At 64.4% G+C, this 17,005-nt stretch carries 11 protein-coding genes; 7 read left to right on the top strand and 4 right to left on the bottom strand.

Annotation, left to right across the window (positions count from 1 at the left end; genetic code table 11):
* Window positions 1–10 precede the first annotated feature (10 nt).
* Complete coding sequence (locus AC1D05_RS13415; RefSeq protein ID WP_477441168.1) at window positions 11–1,801, bottom strand: acyl-CoA dehydrogenase; 1,791 nt, start codon at window positions 1,799–1,801, stop codon at window positions 11–13.
* Window positions 1,802–2,093: 292 nt separating this feature from the next.
* Window positions 2,094–2,555: a MerR family transcriptional regulator gene (locus tag AC1D05_RS13410; RefSeq protein ID WP_172234990.1), complete on the bottom strand. Its 462-nt coding sequence runs from the start codon at window positions 2,553–2,555 to the stop codon at window positions 2,094–2,096.
* Window positions 2,556–3,013: 458 nt separating this feature from the next.
* On the opposite strand from AC1D05_RS13410, the gene AC1D05_RS13405 reads away from it, so the two are divergent.
* The 4 genes from AC1D05_RS13405 (at window position 3,014) to AC1D05_RS13390 (ending at window position 10,499) form a co-directional block, all read left to right on the top strand.
* Complete coding sequence (locus AC1D05_RS13405) at window positions 3,014–7,162, top strand: peptidoglycan-binding protein (RefSeq protein ID WP_477441167.1); 4,149 nt, start codon at window positions 3,014–3,016, stop codon at window positions 7,160–7,162.
* Window positions 7,163–7,353: 191 nt separating this feature from the next.
* On the top strand, window positions 7,354–8,277 hold the full coding sequence (locus AC1D05_RS13400; protein ID WP_027043492.1) for a sulfite exporter TauE/SafE family protein: 924 nt from the start codon (window positions 7,354–7,356) through the stop codon (window positions 8,275–8,277).
* Window positions 8,277–9,068, top strand: a complete 792-nt coding sequence (locus AC1D05_RS13395) for a TIGR02186 family protein (protein ID WP_477441166.1) — start codon at window positions 8,277–8,279, stop codon at window positions 9,066–9,068. Before AC1D05_RS13400 ends, AC1D05_RS13395 begins: the two co-directional genes overlap by 1 nt.
* A gap of 174 nt (window positions 9,069–9,242) precedes the next feature.
* A complete protein-coding gene (locus AC1D05_RS13390; RefSeq protein ID WP_477441165.1) occupies window positions 9,243–10,499 on the top strand; it encodes an Hsp70 family protein in 1,257 nt (418 codons plus the stop codon).
* Here AC1D05_RS13390 and AC1D05_RS13385 read toward each other — a convergent pair whose 3' ends face one another.
* A complete protein-coding gene (locus AC1D05_RS13385) occupies window positions 10,500–11,402 on the bottom strand; it encodes a LysR substrate-binding domain-containing protein (protein WP_477441164.1) in 903 nt (300 codons plus the stop codon).
* Between the two features lie 278 nt (window positions 11,403–11,680).
* Between AC1D05_RS13385 and AC1D05_RS13380 the strand changes: the two genes are divergently transcribed.
* From AC1D05_RS13380 to AC1D05_RS13370, 3 genes are read left to right on the top strand one after another with little or no spacing between them, the layout of a single operon-like run.
* Complete coding sequence (locus tag AC1D05_RS13380) at window positions 11,681–14,611, top strand: molybdopterin oxidoreductase family protein (RefSeq protein ID WP_477441163.1); 2,931 nt, start codon at window positions 11,681–11,683, stop codon at window positions 14,609–14,611.
* On the top strand, window positions 14,608–15,342 hold the full coding sequence (locus tag AC1D05_RS13375) for a 4Fe-4S dicluster domain-containing protein (protein ID WP_027043497.1): 735 nt from the start codon (window positions 14,608–14,610) through the stop codon (window positions 15,340–15,342). Before AC1D05_RS13380 ends, AC1D05_RS13375 begins: the two co-directional genes overlap by 4 nt.
* Window positions 15,343–15,345: 3 nt before the next feature.
* The gene (locus AC1D05_RS13370; protein ID WP_477441162.1) at window positions 15,346–16,281 is read left to right on the top strand and encodes a dimethyl sulfoxide reductase anchor subunit family protein; all 936 of its coding nucleotides are present in this window, start codon (window positions 15,346–15,348) and stop codon (window positions 16,279–16,281) included.
* Window positions 16,282–16,287: 6 nt separating this feature from the next.
* Here AC1D05_RS13370 and pdeM read toward each other — a convergent pair whose 3' ends face one another.
* The gene (gene pdeM, locus AC1D05_RS13365) at window positions 16,288–17,004 is read right to left on the bottom strand and encodes a ligase-associated DNA damage response endonuclease PdeM (protein WP_477441161.1); all 717 of its coding nucleotides are present in this window, start codon (window positions 17,002–17,004) and stop codon (window positions 16,288–16,290) included.
* Window position 17,005 lies beyond the last annotated feature (1 nt).

Below are 17,005 nucleotides of genomic sequence, written 5' to 3'. Positions count from 1 at the left end.
CCCCCCGAACCTAGAACGCTTCAGCAGGCAGCGCCATCAGCGTGTCCGCACCACTCGAAATACGGGCGAGGTGCGCCGAGGTCTCCGGCATGATCCGCTCCATGAAGAAGCGCGCCGTCACCACCTTGTTGTCATAGAAGGACTGGGAGCCGTTGGCGCCCGTCTTGCCCTGCGCCGCCTTGGCCATCTGCGCCCACATATAACCCAGCGCCACAAGGCCGAAGAGATGCATATAGTCGGTCGAGGCCGCACCGGCATTATCAGGCTTGGCCATGCCGTTCTGCACCAGCCACATGGTCGCCGCCTGCAGATCGTTGAGGCCCTTCTTCAACCCCTTTGTGAACGGCGCCATCTTCTCGTCGGCGCGGTTCTCCTCGCAGAATTCGCCGACCTCCTTGAAGAAGGCCTGGATGGCGCGGCCGCCATTCAAGCCGAGCTTGCGGCCGACGAGGTCGAGCGCCTGGATGCCGTTGGCGCCTTCATAGATCATGGCGATGCGGGCATCGCGCACGAACTGGCTCATGCCGTGCTCTTCGATGTAGCCGTGGCCGCCGAAAACCTGCTGCGCCATGACAGCGTGATCAAAACCCTTGTCGGTGAGCACGCCCTTGACCACCGGCGTCATCAGCCCGGTGTAGTCGTCGGCTGCCTGGCGATCCTTGTCGTCGGCGGAGCGGTGGGCGATGTCGGACTTGATGGCTGTCCACAGCGCCAGCGCGCGGCCGGCCTCGTTGAAGGCCCTCATGGTCATCAGCGAGCGGCGGATGTCGGGATGGACGATGATCGGGTCGGCCTTCTTGTCCGGCGCCTTGGCGCCCGAGAGCGAGCGCCCCTGCAAGCGGTCCTTGGCGTAGGCGACGGCGTTCTGGTAGGCGATCTCCGACAGCGAAAGCCCCTGCAGGCCGACGCCGAGCCGCGCCTCGTTCATCATCGTGAACATTGCCTTGAGGCCGCCATTGGCCTCGCCAAGCAGCGTGCCTTGCGCCTCGTCATAGTTCATGACGCAGGTCGAATTGCCGTGGATGCCCATCTTCTCCTCGATCGAGCCGCAGGAGAGCGTGTTTCTTGTCCCCGGATTGCCCGATGCGTCGAGATTGAGTTTCGGCACGATGAACAGCGAGATGCCCTTGACGCCTTCCGGCGCGCCCTCGATGCGGGCCAGCACCAGATGGACGATGTTGTCCGACATGTCGTGCTCGCCGGCCGAGATGAAGATCTTCTGGCCCGAAATTTTGTAGGTGCCGTCGCCGTTCGGCACCGCCTTGGTGCGCAGCAGGCCGAGATCGGTGCCGCAATGCGGCTCGGTCAGGTTCATGGTGCCGGTCCAGGCACCCTCGACCATCTTCGGCAGCCATTTGGCCTTCTGCTCGTCGGTGCCGTGGGTGATGATCGCCGCGATCGCGCCCTGGGTCAGGCCCGGATACATCATCAGCGACATGTTGGCCGACACCATGTATTCGGCGACGGCGGTGTGCACGGCATAGGGCAGGCCCTGGCCGCCGAACTCGACCGGTGCCGCCAGCCCCATCCAGCCGCCCTCGCGATACTGGTCGAAAGCTTCCTTGAAGCCCTTGGGCGTCGTCACCGAGCCGTCTTCGTGGCGCACGCAGCCTTCCGTGTCGCCGACACGGTTCAGCGGATGCATGACGTTTTCGGCGAGCTTGGCGCCCTCGGCGAGGATCGCCTCCAGCACGTCGGGCGTGGCGTCGGCAAATCCGGGAAGGTTCGAATAGCGCTGATAGCCCAGCACCTCGTTGAGGACGAACAGCGTATCCTGGACCGGAGCCCTGTATGTCGGCATGCTTTTTCTCCACCCTGCGGACCTGGTCCGAAAGCCCCCGAATTCATGTCAGGGCAGCATGCGGACCCGTGTTGAGGCGGAGATAGCAAAAATTGACGTTTGCGTAAACGTCAATTTTTCGATGCGACAAGATTTCCGCCCCGCCCATGCTTGATGAGCCTAGCGGCGCAACGTCGCGCGGGCCAGTGCCGAGGGCCCAGAGAAAGGCAGATTCAGAAACGAAAAAGCCGCGCGGCAGAGCCACGCGGCTTTGATGGGCAAGACTCCGACAGAGTCGGAACCGGCGGTTCGCTTAGCTCGCGACGCTCGCCTGCGGCGCCGTGCGCTCGGTCAACATCTGGCGCACCGCCGACATCGAGCCGGAGAGCTCGTTGATGGCGTCGTCGATCAGCGCCCGCTGCTTCTGCAGGCGGGCGAGTTGCTTTTCCGACTTGTCCAGCGCCAGCCGCAGCTGCTTGGTGTTGGAACCGGTCGGATCGTAGAGATCCATCATCTGCTTGACGTCGCGCAGCGAGAACCCGACCTTGCGGCCGAGCAGGATCAGCTTCAGCCGGGCCTTGTCGCGGCGCGTGTAGAGACGGGTCGAACCGTCGCGCTGCGGGTTGAGCAGGCCCTTGTCTTCGTAGAAACGCAGCGTGCGCAGCGTCACGCCGTATTTCTTGGCCATTTCGCCGATGCGGACGAGATCCTCACCGGCTTCGATAGATGCATTGTTGGTATTGGCCGCGGTCTCGCCGGCCGAGATAAGCTTCATGGTCACTGGCTTTCCCCGTCTGGTGGCGTCGCGGTCCTGGACCATGCGTCGCCTGACTGGAAGCGGGGGCGTGCTTCCGGCCGTGGTTTCGACAAACAAAATCGCAAACAGCACACTCAAATGCGCCTTTTACGTTTACGTCAATTCTATACCGATAGCCGCCTCATGACGCAAGGGGCGTTCTGAGAAGGTGCTTTATGCCGCAGCGCGGACAGCGAAGCCAACTTCCTTGCAACTTCTTAAGCTTGGTTAACGCGTTGTTTACCACGTTGGGGGAAATGTGGGCGCGTCGGCTACCCGTGTTTATCCTGTATCGAATTTTTCACGGTTTTTCGGAGCGCGGGTGAACCCCCGGGAAGCTTGTCTTCCACCGTGGCATGGAAGCGCGGTCGCCTTCGTTCCGGCAGGGACTTGGGGAGCTGGTCGCAAGCCGGCCAATCTGAAAGACGGACGCACCGATGAACAGCAAGCGGTCCTATCTCGATACACTCAACGCCGGCAGGCAGCGCAGGCCGCAGACCACGCTCGAGCAACTGAACCGCTCGCTGGAGACGCTGGAACAGCGACTGGGGCAGACGCGCGAGGAGGTGACGGCGCGTCCGGCTCCACGCCAATACGGCGCCGACCCGCGCTATCAAATCAGCGATCCGCGCGCTCCCGCCACCGAGCCGCGTTATCCCGCCACGCAACCAACCGCCCAGCAGCGCTGGTACGAGGACCCGCAGCCGGCGCCGCGCCCGCAGAACCCGGCGCCCGCCCCCGCCTTCGACCAGAACTACCAGGCTATCGCCCGCGACATCGACCGCGTGCGCGGCCAGGAAGACAGCGTCGCCATGGTTGGCAAGATCGCCGGCGAACTGCGCGGCATGCGCGAGGAACTGCGCCACCAGATGACAGCAGGCCTGCAGCGCGAATTCGACGCGCTACGCAAGGATATCGACCGCGCCTTCCAGGCGAACGCCAAGCCCGGCGCGGCAGGCAAGGGCAGCGCCGAACTCGGCGTCGAATTCGAACGGCTTTCCGGCGCCATCAAAACGCTATCGGAAAAGAGCGACGACAGAAGCGTCAACCTGCTGCGACTGGAACTCGAGCAGGTCAAGGCCGCGCTCGACACGCTGGCGCGCGAAGAGAGCGTGCAGAAGGTCGACCGCCGCTGGGACGACTTCGACCGCCGCTGGACAGCTTTCGAGGACCGCGTCGACGCCGACCAGCGCAAACGTTCCGACGATCCCGCCCTTGCGGCCCTGACCGACCGGCTGGAGCAGATCAGCAACGCCGTCAACAATCTGCCGGAATCGCTGTCGCTGCGCTCGCTCGAGGAAAAGGTCCGTACGCTCGCCGGCGCCGTCGAACACTTCGCGGGCCAGCAGGACAATCGCGGCAGCGACACGCTTGCAATGATCGACGAGCGGCTGGACGAGATTTCTCGCGCCATCGTTGCCTCGACCGTCGCGGCACAGGCCAATTCGGTCGACCACGAAGCCTTTGAACGCATCGAGAAGCGGATCGACTCGCTCGCCCGGCAGATCGAGGAAGTGGCGCAGGACCACCCCGGCAATGCGGTCATGGATCGCCTGGGCACGCTGTCGAGCCGGGTCGACGAACTCGCCGGCCGCGCCAATTTGCCCGAACAGGCGATGGAACGGCTGGCCAAGCAGATCACCCTCATCGCCGACAAGATTGACCAGGCGCCGGCCATGCCCGATGCCGACTATATCTTCCAGGGGCTTGAGCAGCGCTTCGACGTTCTGTCCAGCATGATGGAACGCCGCCAGGGCGACGCCATCGAACAAGGCAACATGCTGTTTCGCGATCTCGAGCGCCGCCTGGACGAAGTTGCCGACCGGCTCGACCAGCGCATCGCGCCGCAAGTCGACAGCGCCGGCATCATGGAAGCCATCGACGCCCGCTTCACCGCACTCGCCACGCGCATGGAGACGCGCGCTCCCGATCCTGCCGGCGAAGCGGCGATCCGCGGACTGGAAAGCCGGCTCGAGGACATCTCCAGCCGGCTCGACGCATCGGCGGCCCAGGTGGCCGGCATCGATCCGGCGCTGATCCGCAGCCTGGAGGCGCAGGTCGCCGGCCTGTCCGCCCATCTGTCCAGACCCAGCACCCCGCTGCCGGAATTCGAGGACATCAGCCCGCGCCTCAACGATATCGAGAAGACACTCGCCGGGACCCGCGATTCCATCCTCGGCGCGGCACGCGAGGCGGCCGAGAACGCTGTGCGTTCGCTGGCTGGGTCGAACGCCAACGCGTCGGCAGTTTCCGGGCTCGCCCAGGACCTGAAGACGCTGGAAACACTGACGCGGCGTTCCGACGAGCGCAATTCGCGAACTTTCGAGGCCATCCACGACACGCTGCTCAAGATCGTCGACAGGCTGGGGTCGCTGGAGACCAGCGAACCGTCCGAGGCGGTAAGCGAGCTTCTGGACACGCGCCAGGACGAGGCGGTCGGCAAGCGCCGTACAAGGACCGCCAAGATGGCTGTCGAGGCGCCGTCCCTGGATATCGACGAGCCGATGCCGCTGACCGGCGACATGGCCGATCTCGACGGCCGCGCCGCCGCCATATTGGGCAACGACCCGGGTTCGCGTAGCGACCCGGGCCCGCGTGGCGATTTCGGTACGCGTAGCGACCCGGGTACGCGCAGCGACCCGGGCACACGCAGCGACCCGCGTGGTGATTTAAGCACTCGCTCGCCGGCGGAAGCCGCCGCTGCCGCAGCCATCGCCGCACTCGGCTCCGACACCATCGCCGAGAAGGATCAGCCGGCAGGCCGCAAATCGATGTTCGGCGGGCTGGCACGCGCCTTCAAGGGCAAGAAGGCGGCGGATGTTCCGCCGCTGGCCGGCTCGGCGCCAAGCGCCGACATACCGAGTGTCGATCTCGACGAGCCGCTCGATCCGAAAGTGGCCAACCGACCGCTGGAACCCGGCTCCGGCGCGCCCGACCTCAATGCGATCATGAAGCGGGTGCGCGACGAGCGTGGGCAGCCGGCAAAGCCCAGCGAAAGCGACGCCGCGAAATCGGATTTCATCGCTGCCGCCCGGCGCGCGGCGCAGGCCGCCGCCGCAGAGGCCGACGCCTTGAAGCGCCAGTCGACGGTGAAGGGGCCGGTGAAAGCACTTAGGATCGGCGACCTGCTCAAGGCGCGGCGCAAGCCGATCCTGATGGCGGCGGCGGCGATCATGCTGGCGCTTGCCGGCCTGCAGCTCGGCAAGGCGTTTCTCTCGGATCCGGCCCAGGTAGCCAGCAACGACGCGGCACCAATCGTTGCCGCGCAGCCGGTGCAAACGGCATCCGTCGACACGGCTAGCCCGCCGAAGGCGGAAGCCCAGCCGGCAGCGACGAACAACGCACCGGCCCGTGCCGTCAGGCAGGCCGAACCGTCGGTGCCGGCAAGCAAGGACGAGATGGCGGCGCAGAACGCCGTGGCGATGCCGTCGGACACGGATGCAATGGCGAATTCAGCGCCGGTTGCAGAGCCCGCGGCTTCGGCCGCCTCTTCCAGCCCGAGCACTGACGCGATGGCTTCGGTCGCTCCGGCGCCAGCTGCGCCGATTGCTACGACGCCGATGGATGCGACGGCTTCAGAGCCGGCCGCTGTCACCAGCGGTGCGCAAGCGACGGATGCGGATGCCCAGCCAGCCGCGGTCGCGCCAACGGCGGCCAACGACGCCACCGCCAAGGACACAACCGGTGCGGTTGCGCCGACGGATGCTCCTGCGACAGCAGCCGCGGCCAAGTTCGACATTCCGGCCGATGCCGGCCCGGCCGCGCTGCGCGATGCCGCCGCCGGTGGCGACGCCAAGGCGCTGTTCGAGATCGGCTCGCGCTACGCCGAGTCGCGCGGCGTCAAGGAAGACATGGCGACAGCCGCCAAATGGTACGAGAAATCGGCGGAACTCGGCTTTGCACCGGCCGAATACCGCATCGGCAATTTCTACGAGAAGGGCATCGGCGTCGCGCGCGACATCAAGAAGTCGAAGACCTGGTACCAACTCGCCGCCGAGCAGGGCAATGCCAGCGCCATGCACAATCTGGCCGTGCTCTTCGCCATGGCCGCGGACGGCGTGACCGACAATGAATCGGCCGCGCACTGGTTCCAGGAGGCCGCCGACCTCGGCGTCAAGGACAGCCAGTTCAATCTCGGCATCCTCGCCGCCAAGGGCGTCGGCATGAAGCAGAACCTCGAGGAATCTTACAAATGGTTCGCGCTCGTCGCCAAGACCGGCGACAAGGATGCGGCCGCCAAGCGCGACGAGATCGCCAACGCGCTGCGGCCCGAGCAGCTCGAGCGGGCTCGTGCCGCGACCGAGTTGTGGAAGGCCAAGCCGCTCAACGCGGCGACCAATTCGGCCGACATTCCCGAGTCCTGGCAGGAAGGCACGCCGCAGACGACAGCCGGCATCGACATGAAGAAGGCGGTCAAGAACATCCAGCTCATCCTCAACAAGAACGGCTATGATGCCGGCGGCGCCGATGGCGTCATGGGCGAGAAGACCAAGAACGCGATCATCGCTTTCCAGACCGACAACAAGCTGCCGGCAACCGGCGCCGTCGATGAAAAACTGGTCCGGGCTCTGCTGACGCGCAAATAACAGAGAAGCGTCGTTTCCACGACGCTCTTGCCACACATTTGCCTGTTAACTGATTGAGATATTTTTTGTTTCGGCGCGGCGACGGGGTTTGGCCCCGCCGCCGCGTCGGCGCAAGGAAAAATTGGCTTTTCGGTGCGAGACTGCCGACAACGGCTGTATTCGCCGACAGGCAAACTGATCGAGACTGACGGGTGGGCATCTATCTCCCGATTGCGGAAATTTCCGTCAACGTCTTCGTGCTGCTGGCCATGGGTGCGGCGGTGGGCTTCCTGTCGGGCATGTTCGGCGTCGGCGGCGGCTTCCTCATCACGCCGCTCTTGATCTTCTACAACATCCCGCCGGCGATCGCGGTTGCCACCGGCGCCAACCAGGTCATCGCCTCTTCCGTCTCCGGCGTGCTTTCGCACATGAAGCGAGGCACCCTCGACTTCAAGCTCGGCGGGGTGCTGCTGGCCGGCGGCATCGTCGGCTCCACCGCCGGCATCTATGTCTTCGCCTTCCTGCGCCGGCTCGGCCAGCTCGACCTGTTCATCTCGCTGCTTTATGTCGTGCTGCTCGGCACGGTCGGCGGCCTGATGCTGGTCGAAAGCATCAATGCGCTGCGTGCCACACGCAGTGGCGCCGCTCCGGTGCTGAAGAAATCCGGCCAGCACAACTGGATCCACCGGCTGCCGCTGAAGATGCGCTTCCGGGCGTCAAAACTGTTCGTCAGCGTCATCCCGGTGCTTGGCCTTGGCGCCGGCATCGGCTTCCTGTCGTCGATCATGGGCGTCGGCGGCGGCTTCATCATGGTGCCGGCGCTGATCTATCTGCTCAAGGTACCGACCAATGTCGTTATCGGCACCTCGCTGTTCCAGATCATCTTCACGTCCGCCTACACCACACTGGTCCACGCCACCACCAACCAGACGGTCGATGTCGTGCTGGCCTTCATTTTGATGGCGGGTGGCGTGGCCGGCGCGCAATATGGCGCCAAGGCCGGCCAGAGGCTGCGCGGCGAGCAGCTCAGGGCATTGCTGGCCTTGCTGGTGCTGGCTGTAGCGATCAGACTTGCCATCGATCTTTTCGTCACCCCGCCCAATCTCTATTCGCTGTCTGCCTTGGGCCTCAACTGATGACGGGCCGCAAAGCGTTCGCAACCGCCATTTTCCTGTCACTGCTTGCGGTCGTCGCACCTGCCAAGGCACAGACGCCGCTGCCGGAAGGCATCCAGATCGGCCTCTCCACCGACAATGTGTCGATCACCGCCGGCTTTTCCGGTGCCGACCTGACGATTTTCGGCTCGCTGGAAAACCCCGACCCGCTGGTCGCCCGACAGGGCCGCTACGACGTCATCGTCGTGCTCGAAGGGCCACCCAAGCCGGTGGTGGTGCGCCGCAAGGACCGGGTGCTCGGCGTATGGGTCAATCTGGACTCCGAAACCTTCGAGAACGTGCCTATGTCCTATTCGGTGGCGACGACGCGGCCGCTGCAGGACATCACCGAACCGAACAGCTACAAGCAGCTGTCGCTGGGCGCCTCCAACCTCTACATGCAGCCGGCTGACGCCGGCGACAGCCCGGCGACGATCGAGGAGTTCACGACAGCCTTGCGCGAACGCAAGGCCGCCACCGGCCTCTACAGCGAGAATGTCGGCGGCGTGCAGTTCCTGTCACAGAACCTGTTCCGCGCCACTGTCAGGCTGGCGCCGAATGTTCCCGTTGGAACCCATAAAGCCCGCGCGTTCCTGTTCAAGAGCGGCCTGTTCATCAAGGAGAGTTCGGCCCAACTCGAAATCCGCAAATCCGGTTTCGAACAGTCGATCTTCCGGGTCGCTCACAACTACTCCTTCCTCTATGGCGTCTTCGCCATATCGCTGGCCATGCTGACGGGCTGGCTCGGCAGGCTGATCTTCCGCAAGGACTGAGGCATCCAAAAGGGGTTTCCCTTTTCCGCGTCATGCTATAGACCGCACCTCCCCGCCAGACGGGCAAGCACGCACAATTCAATTCGGCAGAGTGGTTCGGTCGCCCGAGACCGCAGCGCACGCTTCTCCTGCGAGCGCCGAACCGCTGCCTGGCGCCAATGACAGGAGGCTGCTTTGCGACCAGCATTCGCCGGTATCGACTTCGGCACTTCGAACTCCACGGTCGGCGTGGTCCGCAACGGGCAGCCTCACCTCGTTGCGCTTGAAGACGGCCAGGTCACGCTGCCCAGTGCGGTATTCTTCAACTTCGAGGATGGCCGCATCTGTTTTGGCCGCCAGGCCATCGCCAACTACACCGACAGTGTGGAGGGCCGGCTGATGCGCTCGCTGAAGAGCGTGCTCGGCAGCTCGCTGGCGCATGAAAAGACGCGCATCAAGGCGCGCTCTATCGGCTTCATGGAGATCATCGGCCTGTTCCTCGGGCATCTCAGGAAAAGGCTGGAGGAAGATGGCGGCGATCTGGTCGAGACCGTGGTGCTCGGCCGCCCGGTGCAGTTCGTCGATGACGATGCGCAGGCCGACGCGAACGCACAGAGCGACCTGGAAAAGGCAGCGCATGCCCAGGGCTTCAAGCACATCGCCTTCCAATTCGAGCCGATCGCCGCGGCACTCGACTACGAGCAGAGGGTGACGCGCGAGGAGCTGGCGCTGATCATCGACATGGGCGGCGGCACGTCTGACTTTTCGGTCGTGCGCGTCTCGCCGGAGCGTGCCCGATCCCTGGACCGCAAGGACGACATCCTGGCCAGCCGGGGTGTCCATATTGGCGGTACGGATTTTGACCGGCTGCTCAGCATCGCCCATATCATGCCGCAGCTCGGCTATTTGACCCCGACCAAGGACGGCAAGCGCAATCTGCCGGCCAGCTATTTCATCGATCTGGCGACGTGGCAGCGCATCAACCTGGTCTACACCGCCAAGGCGATGACGCATTTGCGCCAGATCCGCTACGAGGCCGCGCGCGCCGATCTCGTCGATCGCTTCATCCACATCGTCGAACACCGCTATGGGCACGCGCTGGCGGCATTGGTCGAAAGGGCCAAGATCGAGCTGACCGACCAATCATCGGCCGAAGTCGCGGTGAGGCTATCTGACGTGGAGTTCGCCGCCAGGATCACACGCGACGGGCTGGACGCCACCATCGCCAGGGACATTGAGCGGGTGACCCAAACGGTCGGGCAAACCATCCGCGACGCGCAGGTCAAGCCATCCGACATCACCGCCGTGTTCCTGACCGGCGGCTCGACCGCGATCCCGCTGGCGAGACAACAAATCCTGTCGCTGGTGCCACAGGCTTCCGTCATCGACGGCGACATGTTCGGCTCGGTCGGGCTTGGCCTGGCGCTGGATGCCCAGCGGAAGTTCGCTTAACTACGCTGAGCCGCTCCCAGCGGATTCGGTACCCAGATGCGCCTTGAGCGCCATCTGGGCCAGACTTGCCTGGCGATCGCGGTGCGTGATCATGGCGAAGTCGCGTTTCGGCAGTTCGATCGGCACGGACCGCAGACTGCCTTCGGCGACAGCGCGTCCGACGACGAGTTCCGAAATGATGGTGGCGCCGGCACCCGCCTCGACCGCCTGGCGGACCGCCTCGTTGCTGGGCAGCACCAGGAACACCTGCAGGTCGGCAAGCGAAATCCCCTCACGTCGAGCCAGATCCTCCAGCACCTCGCGCGTGCCCGAACCGCCTTCGCGGATGATCCAGCGCAGGCCCTTGATATCGGGCCGGCCCGGGGCGGTTTCAGCGATCTCGGGATGGGAGTTGGCGACGACCAGCATCAACCGATCGGTGTCGACCTTGGCGCGGCGCAATATGTCGGATTCGGTGCGCCCCTCGACCAGGCCGAGATCGGCGGTCCCATCCAACACGCTGGCCTCGACCTGCCTCGTGTTGCCGATGCTGACGCTCAACCGCACCGCCGGATAGGCCTCGTGGAAGGACGCCAGCCGGCGCGGCAGCCAGTAGCTGGCGATGGTCAGGCTGGCGGCGATGGAGAGGCTGCCCGCGACCGTCTGGGAAACGTGTTCCAGCACATTGCGGGCGGCGGCGGCTCGCTCCAGCACGGCCTTGGCCTCCGGCAGGAACCGGTGACCGGTCTGGGCCAGTTCGATATTGCGGCCGACGCGGTTGAACAAATGGACGCCGTGCTGCTCTTCAAGCGCGCGGATGGCGGCCGATGCCGCCGACTGGGAAATGCCCAGAAGCTCCGCCGCCTTGGTCATGTGGCCGCGCTCGGCGACGGCGACGAAAATGCGCAACTGGTCCAGGGTCATGCGCGCATTAAGAACCAATATCGATCGAATTTACAAGAACAACTGATTAGACGGATCGATAGCTTTATTCTACTTTTTTAGCTGAAGTTAGAAAAAATTGGCCTTCAGGTCGCAGCACATAAAATGATCGGGCGGTTCAGATCCCTGCTTGCCCATTGGGCCCGTGGCATAAGGCGGCGGATGGCCGGTGATCGCTATCACCCTGAAGAGCATTACATGCGCGGCCCCGGGCCGAAGACCCGGGCCAAGTCCGCCGGCCGCGCGGGCACAACCAGTCCATGATTCACGGACCGCGCCGGGGCGCAAATTCGGCATCATCGCAACGCCCGCTTGCCGACACGCGCGCACCCGATGAGGGCGACGGCGTCGACACCTCGCCTGATGTTTCCGACAGCATCGCCAAGACGACCTGCTACATGTGCGCCTGCCGCTGTGGCATCGACGTGCACATCAAGGATGGCAAGGTCCGCTACATCAACGGCAACAAGGACCATCCGGTCAATCGCGGCGTGATCTGCGGCAAGGGCAGTTCCGGCATCATGCAGCACTACAGCCCGGCCCGGCTGAAGAAGCCCTTGCTGCGCACCGGCCCGCGCGGCTCCGGCGAGTTCCGCGAGATCGAGTGGGAAGAAGCATTCGCGATCGCCACTGAACGGCTCTCGGCCATCCGCCGAACTGATCCGAAAAAACTCGCCTTCTTCACCGGGCGCGACCAGTCGCAGTCGCTTACCGGCTGGTGGGCGAGCCAGTTCGGCACGCCGAACTTCGCCGCCCATGGCGGCTTCTGCTCGGTCAACATGGCGGCGGGCGGGCTCTACTCGATCGGCGGTTCGTTCTGGGAGTTCGGCGAGCCCGACTGGGACAACACAAGATATTTCATGCTGTTCGGCGTCGCCGAGGATCACGATTCCAACCCGATCAAGATCGGGTTGGGCAAGCTCAAGGCACGCGGCGCCAAGGTGGTGTCGATCAATCCGTGCCGCACCGGCTACAATGCGATTGCCGACGACTGGATCGGCATCCGGCCAGGTACCGACGGCCTATTCGTGTTTGCGCTCATCCACGAACTGCTGAAAGCCGGCTGCGTCGATCTCGATTATCTGCTGCTCTACACCAACGCCCATGTCCTCGTCGTGCAGGAGTCCGGTGCCTCCGACGATGGGCTGTTCGTGCGCGACGCCGATGGCAATCCGCTCGCCTGGGACAGGGTGGCGAAGACCTCCGTCAACGCAACCGACCCGGAGGCGAAGCCGGCACTGACCGGCAGCTTCGAAGTCGGCGGCCGCCATTGCACGCCGGTGTTCCAGCTGATCGCCGACCGCTACCTCGATGGGAGCTACGCGCCGGATGCAGTCGCCGAGCGTTGCGGCATTGCCGCCGATACGATCCGCCGGATCGCCGCCGAACTTGCCCATGTCGCCTTCGAGCAGACGATCGAGCTGCCCATCGCCTGGACCGACTGGGCCGGGCGCCGGCACGGGACGATCAAGGGCCGGCCGGTTTCGATGCATGCCATGCGCGGCATCTCAGCCCATTCGAACGGCTTTCACACCTGCCGCGCCATCCATCTGCTGCAGGTGCTTCTGGGCACGGTGGATGTCCCCGGCGGCTTCCGCTTCAAGCCGCCCTACCCCAGATCCGCGCCGCCGGGCCCGAAACCCTCCGGCAAGAGCGTCAAGCCGATGACGCCGCTGGACGGCATGCCGCTCGGCTTCGTCTGCGGGCCTGACGATCTGCTGATTGATGAAGCCGGAACGCCGACCCGCATCGACAAGGCCTATTCCTGGGACGCGCCGCTGGCCGCACACGGCCTGATGCACACCGTCATCCGCAATGCCTGGGCCGGCGACCCGTACCCGATCGACACGCTGATGATGTACATGTCGAACATGGCCTGGAATTCCTCGATGAATACCGTCGAGACCATTGCCATGCTGACCGACCATGACGAGGAGGGCCGCTACAAGATCCCTTTCATCATCTATTCCGACGCCTATTACTCCGAGACCGTGCCGTTCGCCGATCTCGTGCTGCCGGACACCACCTATCTCGAGCGCCATGATTGCATCAGCCTGCTTGATCGGCCGATCAGCCATGCGGATGGGCCGGGCGACGCCATCCGCCATCCCGTCGTCGAGCCGGACCGCGACGTCCGGCCGTTCCAGTCGGTGCTGATCGAACTGGGCGCGCGGCTTGGCCTGCCCGGCTTCGTCGATGAGGACGGTTCGGCCAAATACAGCGACTATGCCGATTACATCGTCAATCATGAGCGCACGCCGGGCATCGGCCCTCTGGCCGGTTGGCGCGGCAAGGATGGGACAGCGATCGGCAAGGGCGACGCCAATCCGGACCAGTTGCAGCGCTACATCGACAATGGCGGCTTCTGGCATCACGATTTTGCGGAAGACCAGCGCTACTACAAGATGGCCAACCGCTCCTATCTCGAGTTCGCCGAGCAGATGGGTTTTATCCCGAAAGCCGAGCCGATCGTCTTCCAACTCTATTCCGAGCCGTTGCAGCGCTTTCGGCTGGCCGCGCGCGGCCACGGTCGCGTCTTGCCGCCCGAGGGCGAACGCCAGCGCATCGAAACCTATATGGACCCGCTGCCGTTCTGGTACATGCCGTTCGAGGAAGCGGCCGTCGACTTGCGGAAATACCCACTGCACGCGCTGACACAGCGGCCGATGCACATGTACCATTCCTGGGGTTCGCAGAATGCGTGGCTGCGGCAGATCACCAGCCAGAACCGGCTGTTCGTGCATCACCGGACCGGCGCCGGCCTCGGTCTGGTAGACGACGACTGGGTCTGGATCGAAAGCATCAATGGCAGAGTGAAGGGGCAGATCAAGCTGATCGACGGGGTGAACGAAAGCACCGTCTGGACCTGGAACGCGATCGGCAAGCGGCGCGGCAGCTGGGGACTCAGGGATGATGCCGCTGAGAGCAATCGCGGCTTCCTGCTCAACCACATCATCGGCGACCAGACCTCGGCCGACGGGCAGGGCAAACGCTATTCGAATTCCGATCCGGTGACCGGCCAGGCGGCATGGTTCGACCTGCGCGTGCGCATCGTCAAATGTGCTGATGAGGAAGCCGGTTTTACCGAGCCGCAATTCGAGCGTTTCCACCAGCCGCCGCATTTCGAACCCGCGCCTGACACGCTCCGTTTCGGTGCCGAGTTTCGGCGAGCAAGAGAGGCGGCAAAATGACCTGCCTGCCAAGTCAAACCGGCAAGAAGCTTGGCCTGGTCATCGATCTCGATACCTGCGTCGGCTGCCAGGCCTGCGTCACCGCCTGCAAGGAATGGAACACCGGCGGCCACATGGCGCCGCTGACCGACATCGATCCTTATGGTGGCCATGTCGACGGCGTCTGGTTCAACCGCGTGCACAGCTATGAGCACACCACCGAGATGGGCGGACGAACGGTGAATTTCCCGCGCTCTTGCCTGCATTGCGAAACGCCGGCCTGTGTCACCGTCTGCCCGACCGGTGCCTCCTACAAGCGGGCCTCGGACGGCATCGTACTGATCGACGAGGACAAGTGCATCGGCTGCAAATTGTGCAGCTGGGCCTGTCCCTATGGCGCGCGCGAATTCGACAGTGATGTCGGCGTGATGAAGAAATGCACGCTGTGCGTCGACCGCATCTACAATGACAATCTGGCCGAAGAAGACCGCGTGCCGGCCTGCGTCGCCGCCTGCCCGACCAGCGCGCGGCATTTCGGCGATCTCGGCGATCCCCAGTCGGCTGTCTCGCAACTGGTGGCGGAGCGTGGCGGCGTCGACCTGATGCCGGAACTCGGCTATCACCCGACCAACAAATATCTGCCGCCGCGCGCCCACACCCAACGCGCCGCATCGGTGCCCGCGAAGGCGCTGGAGCCGGTGCGGGCCGAAGGCGGCTTCCTCGGCTGGGTCGACCGCATGCTTTCGAACTAGCCCATGCATCCCGCCTTCTCCGTCGTCTTCTTCACCACCGCCACCGGCGCCGGCTATGGGCTGCTCGCGCTGCTTGGCGTGCTCGGCGGGTCCCAAATCATCCCGCCCGATTTCTGGCTGGGCCTCGTCGGCCTGGGGCTGGCGCTCAGCCTGATCGCGGCGGGCCTGTTGTCTTCAACCGGCCATCTCGGCAGACCGGAACGCGCCTGGCGGGCGTTCTCGCAGTGGCGCAGCTCATGGCTGTCACGCGAAGGCGTTGCTTCGGTCATCACCCTCATCCCCGCGGGACTGTTCGGCATCGGCTGGGTGTTTTTCGGCCGGACTGACGGCTGGGTGGCCGTTGCCGGATTGCTGACAGCTATAGGTGCGATCGTCACTGTCTGCACGACCGGCATGATCTATGCGTCGCTAAAGCCGATCGCCCAGTGGCACAGCCGCTTTACGCTGCCGGCCTACCTCATCTTCTCGACGATGATCGGCAGCGTGGTGTTGAATGCGCTGCTGCAGGGTTTTGCTCTCGGTTCAAAAATGCTTGTGGCAGCTTCGATGCTGCTCACCTTGCTCGGCTGGGGCTGGAAGCTGGCGACCTGGCGCTACAACGACACGCTTGAAATCCCAACCAATGCCAACACCGCGACCGGGCTGGCCGGCGGCACGGTGCGGTCGCTGGAATGGCCGCATACCGAGGAAAATTATCTGCTCAAGGAAATGGGTTTCCGCATCGCGCGCAAGCATAGCGCGCGCCTGCGCCAGATCACGCAGGCACTGGCCTTTGCCCTGCCCGTCCTGTTGTTGATCGCGGCTTTCGCCTTGCCATGGCCGTTCACGGCAGTGGTTTCGGCGCTCGCCGCGACCATCCAGTTCGTCGGGATGCTGGTCGAGCGCTGGCTGTTCTTCGCCGAGGCGAAGCACACGGTTACCCTGTATTACGGCAGATAAGGCTGCTCAGCCGGGCCGCAGCATCGAGCGGGAGATGGCGAAGATGCGGTCGCTGCCAAGCATATAGGCCATCAGCGAATCCAGGCGAAACAGCCCGGCATAGGCGCGGTCGAGCACGTTGAGCGAACCGGTATAGGCGCCGAAGGCCGGCATGATCATGCGCCCGCCATCGCCGGCGAAGCAGCGCCGACGCACCGAACGGCCGCGCTGGACGATGCGAGCACAGGGATGGAGATGGCCTGCGATCTCGCCTTCGACGCGCACCTTGGATGGCTCATGCCGGAACAACAGTGAGCCTATGGCGAGTTCCCGCACGGTCTCACCAGGCAGATCGGCCGGCGCTTCGGGATCATGGTTGCCGGCGACCCAGAACCAGTCGCGGCCTGCCATCAGCGCTTCCAGCCGCTCGCGAAAACTCGCATGCATGCGCTCGGCGCCGCCGCCATCGTGGAAGCTGTCGCCCAGGCTGATGACGATCGATGGCTGATAGTCCGAGATCACCGCTTGCAGCCGCAGCAAGGTCGCGCCGGTGTCATAGGGTGGGATCAGCGTGCCGCGCCTTGCCAGCGACGAGCCTTTTTCCAGATGCAAGTCGGATACCGCCAGAAGCCTGAGTTCCGGAAAATAGAGCACGCCGCGCGGATCGCAGACCGCACGTTCGCCGGCGATGCCGACAAGATCGGCCTCACCAATCAGCGATGTGCGCGCCAGCGAAAAATTCATC

Source organism: Mesorhizobium sp. P2_E9 (assembly GCF_056403815.1).
The sequence above is the reverse complement of the archived record's forward strand: the minus strand, read 5'-3'. Positions and strand labels throughout refer to the sequence as shown.

What these genes read in the sequence shown, in the direction of transcription:
- AC1D05_RS13415 (WP_477441168.1), bottom strand. Translation starts at nt 1,801, where the DNA reads ATGCCGACATACAGGGCTCCGGTCCAGGATACGCTGTTCGTCCTCAAC.
- AC1D05_RS13410 (WP_172234990.1), bottom strand. Translation starts at nt 2,555, where the DNA reads ATGAAGCTTATCTCGGCCGGCGAGACCGCGGCCAATACCAACAATGCA.
- AC1D05_RS13405 (WP_477441167.1), top strand. Translation starts at nt 3,014, where the DNA reads ATGAACAGCAAGCGGTCCTATCTCGATACACTCAACGCCGGCAGGCAG.
- AC1D05_RS13395 (WP_477441166.1), top strand. Translation starts at nt 8,277, where the DNA reads ATGACGGGCCGCAAAGCGTTCGCAACCGCCATTTTCCTGTCACTGCTT.
- AC1D05_RS13385 (WP_477441164.1), bottom strand. Translation starts at nt 11,402, where the DNA reads ATGACCCTGGACCAGTTGCGCATTTTCGTCGCCGTCGCCGAGCGCGGC.
- AC1D05_RS13380 (WP_477441163.1), top strand. Translation starts at nt 11,681, where the DNA reads ATGATTCACGGACCGCGCCGGGGCGCAAATTCGGCATCATCGCAACGC.
- AC1D05_RS13375 (WP_027043497.1), top strand. Translation starts at nt 14,608, where the DNA reads ATGACCTGCCTGCCAAGTCAAACCGGCAAGAAGCTTGGCCTGGTCATC.
- AC1D05_RS13370 (WP_477441162.1), top strand. Translation starts at nt 15,346, where the DNA reads ATGCATCCCGCCTTCTCCGTCGTCTTCTTCACCACCGCCACCGGCGCC.
- pdeM (WP_477441161.1), bottom strand. Translation starts at nt 17,004, where the DNA reads ATGAATTTTTCGCTGGCGCGCACATCGCTGATTGGTGAGGCCGATCTT.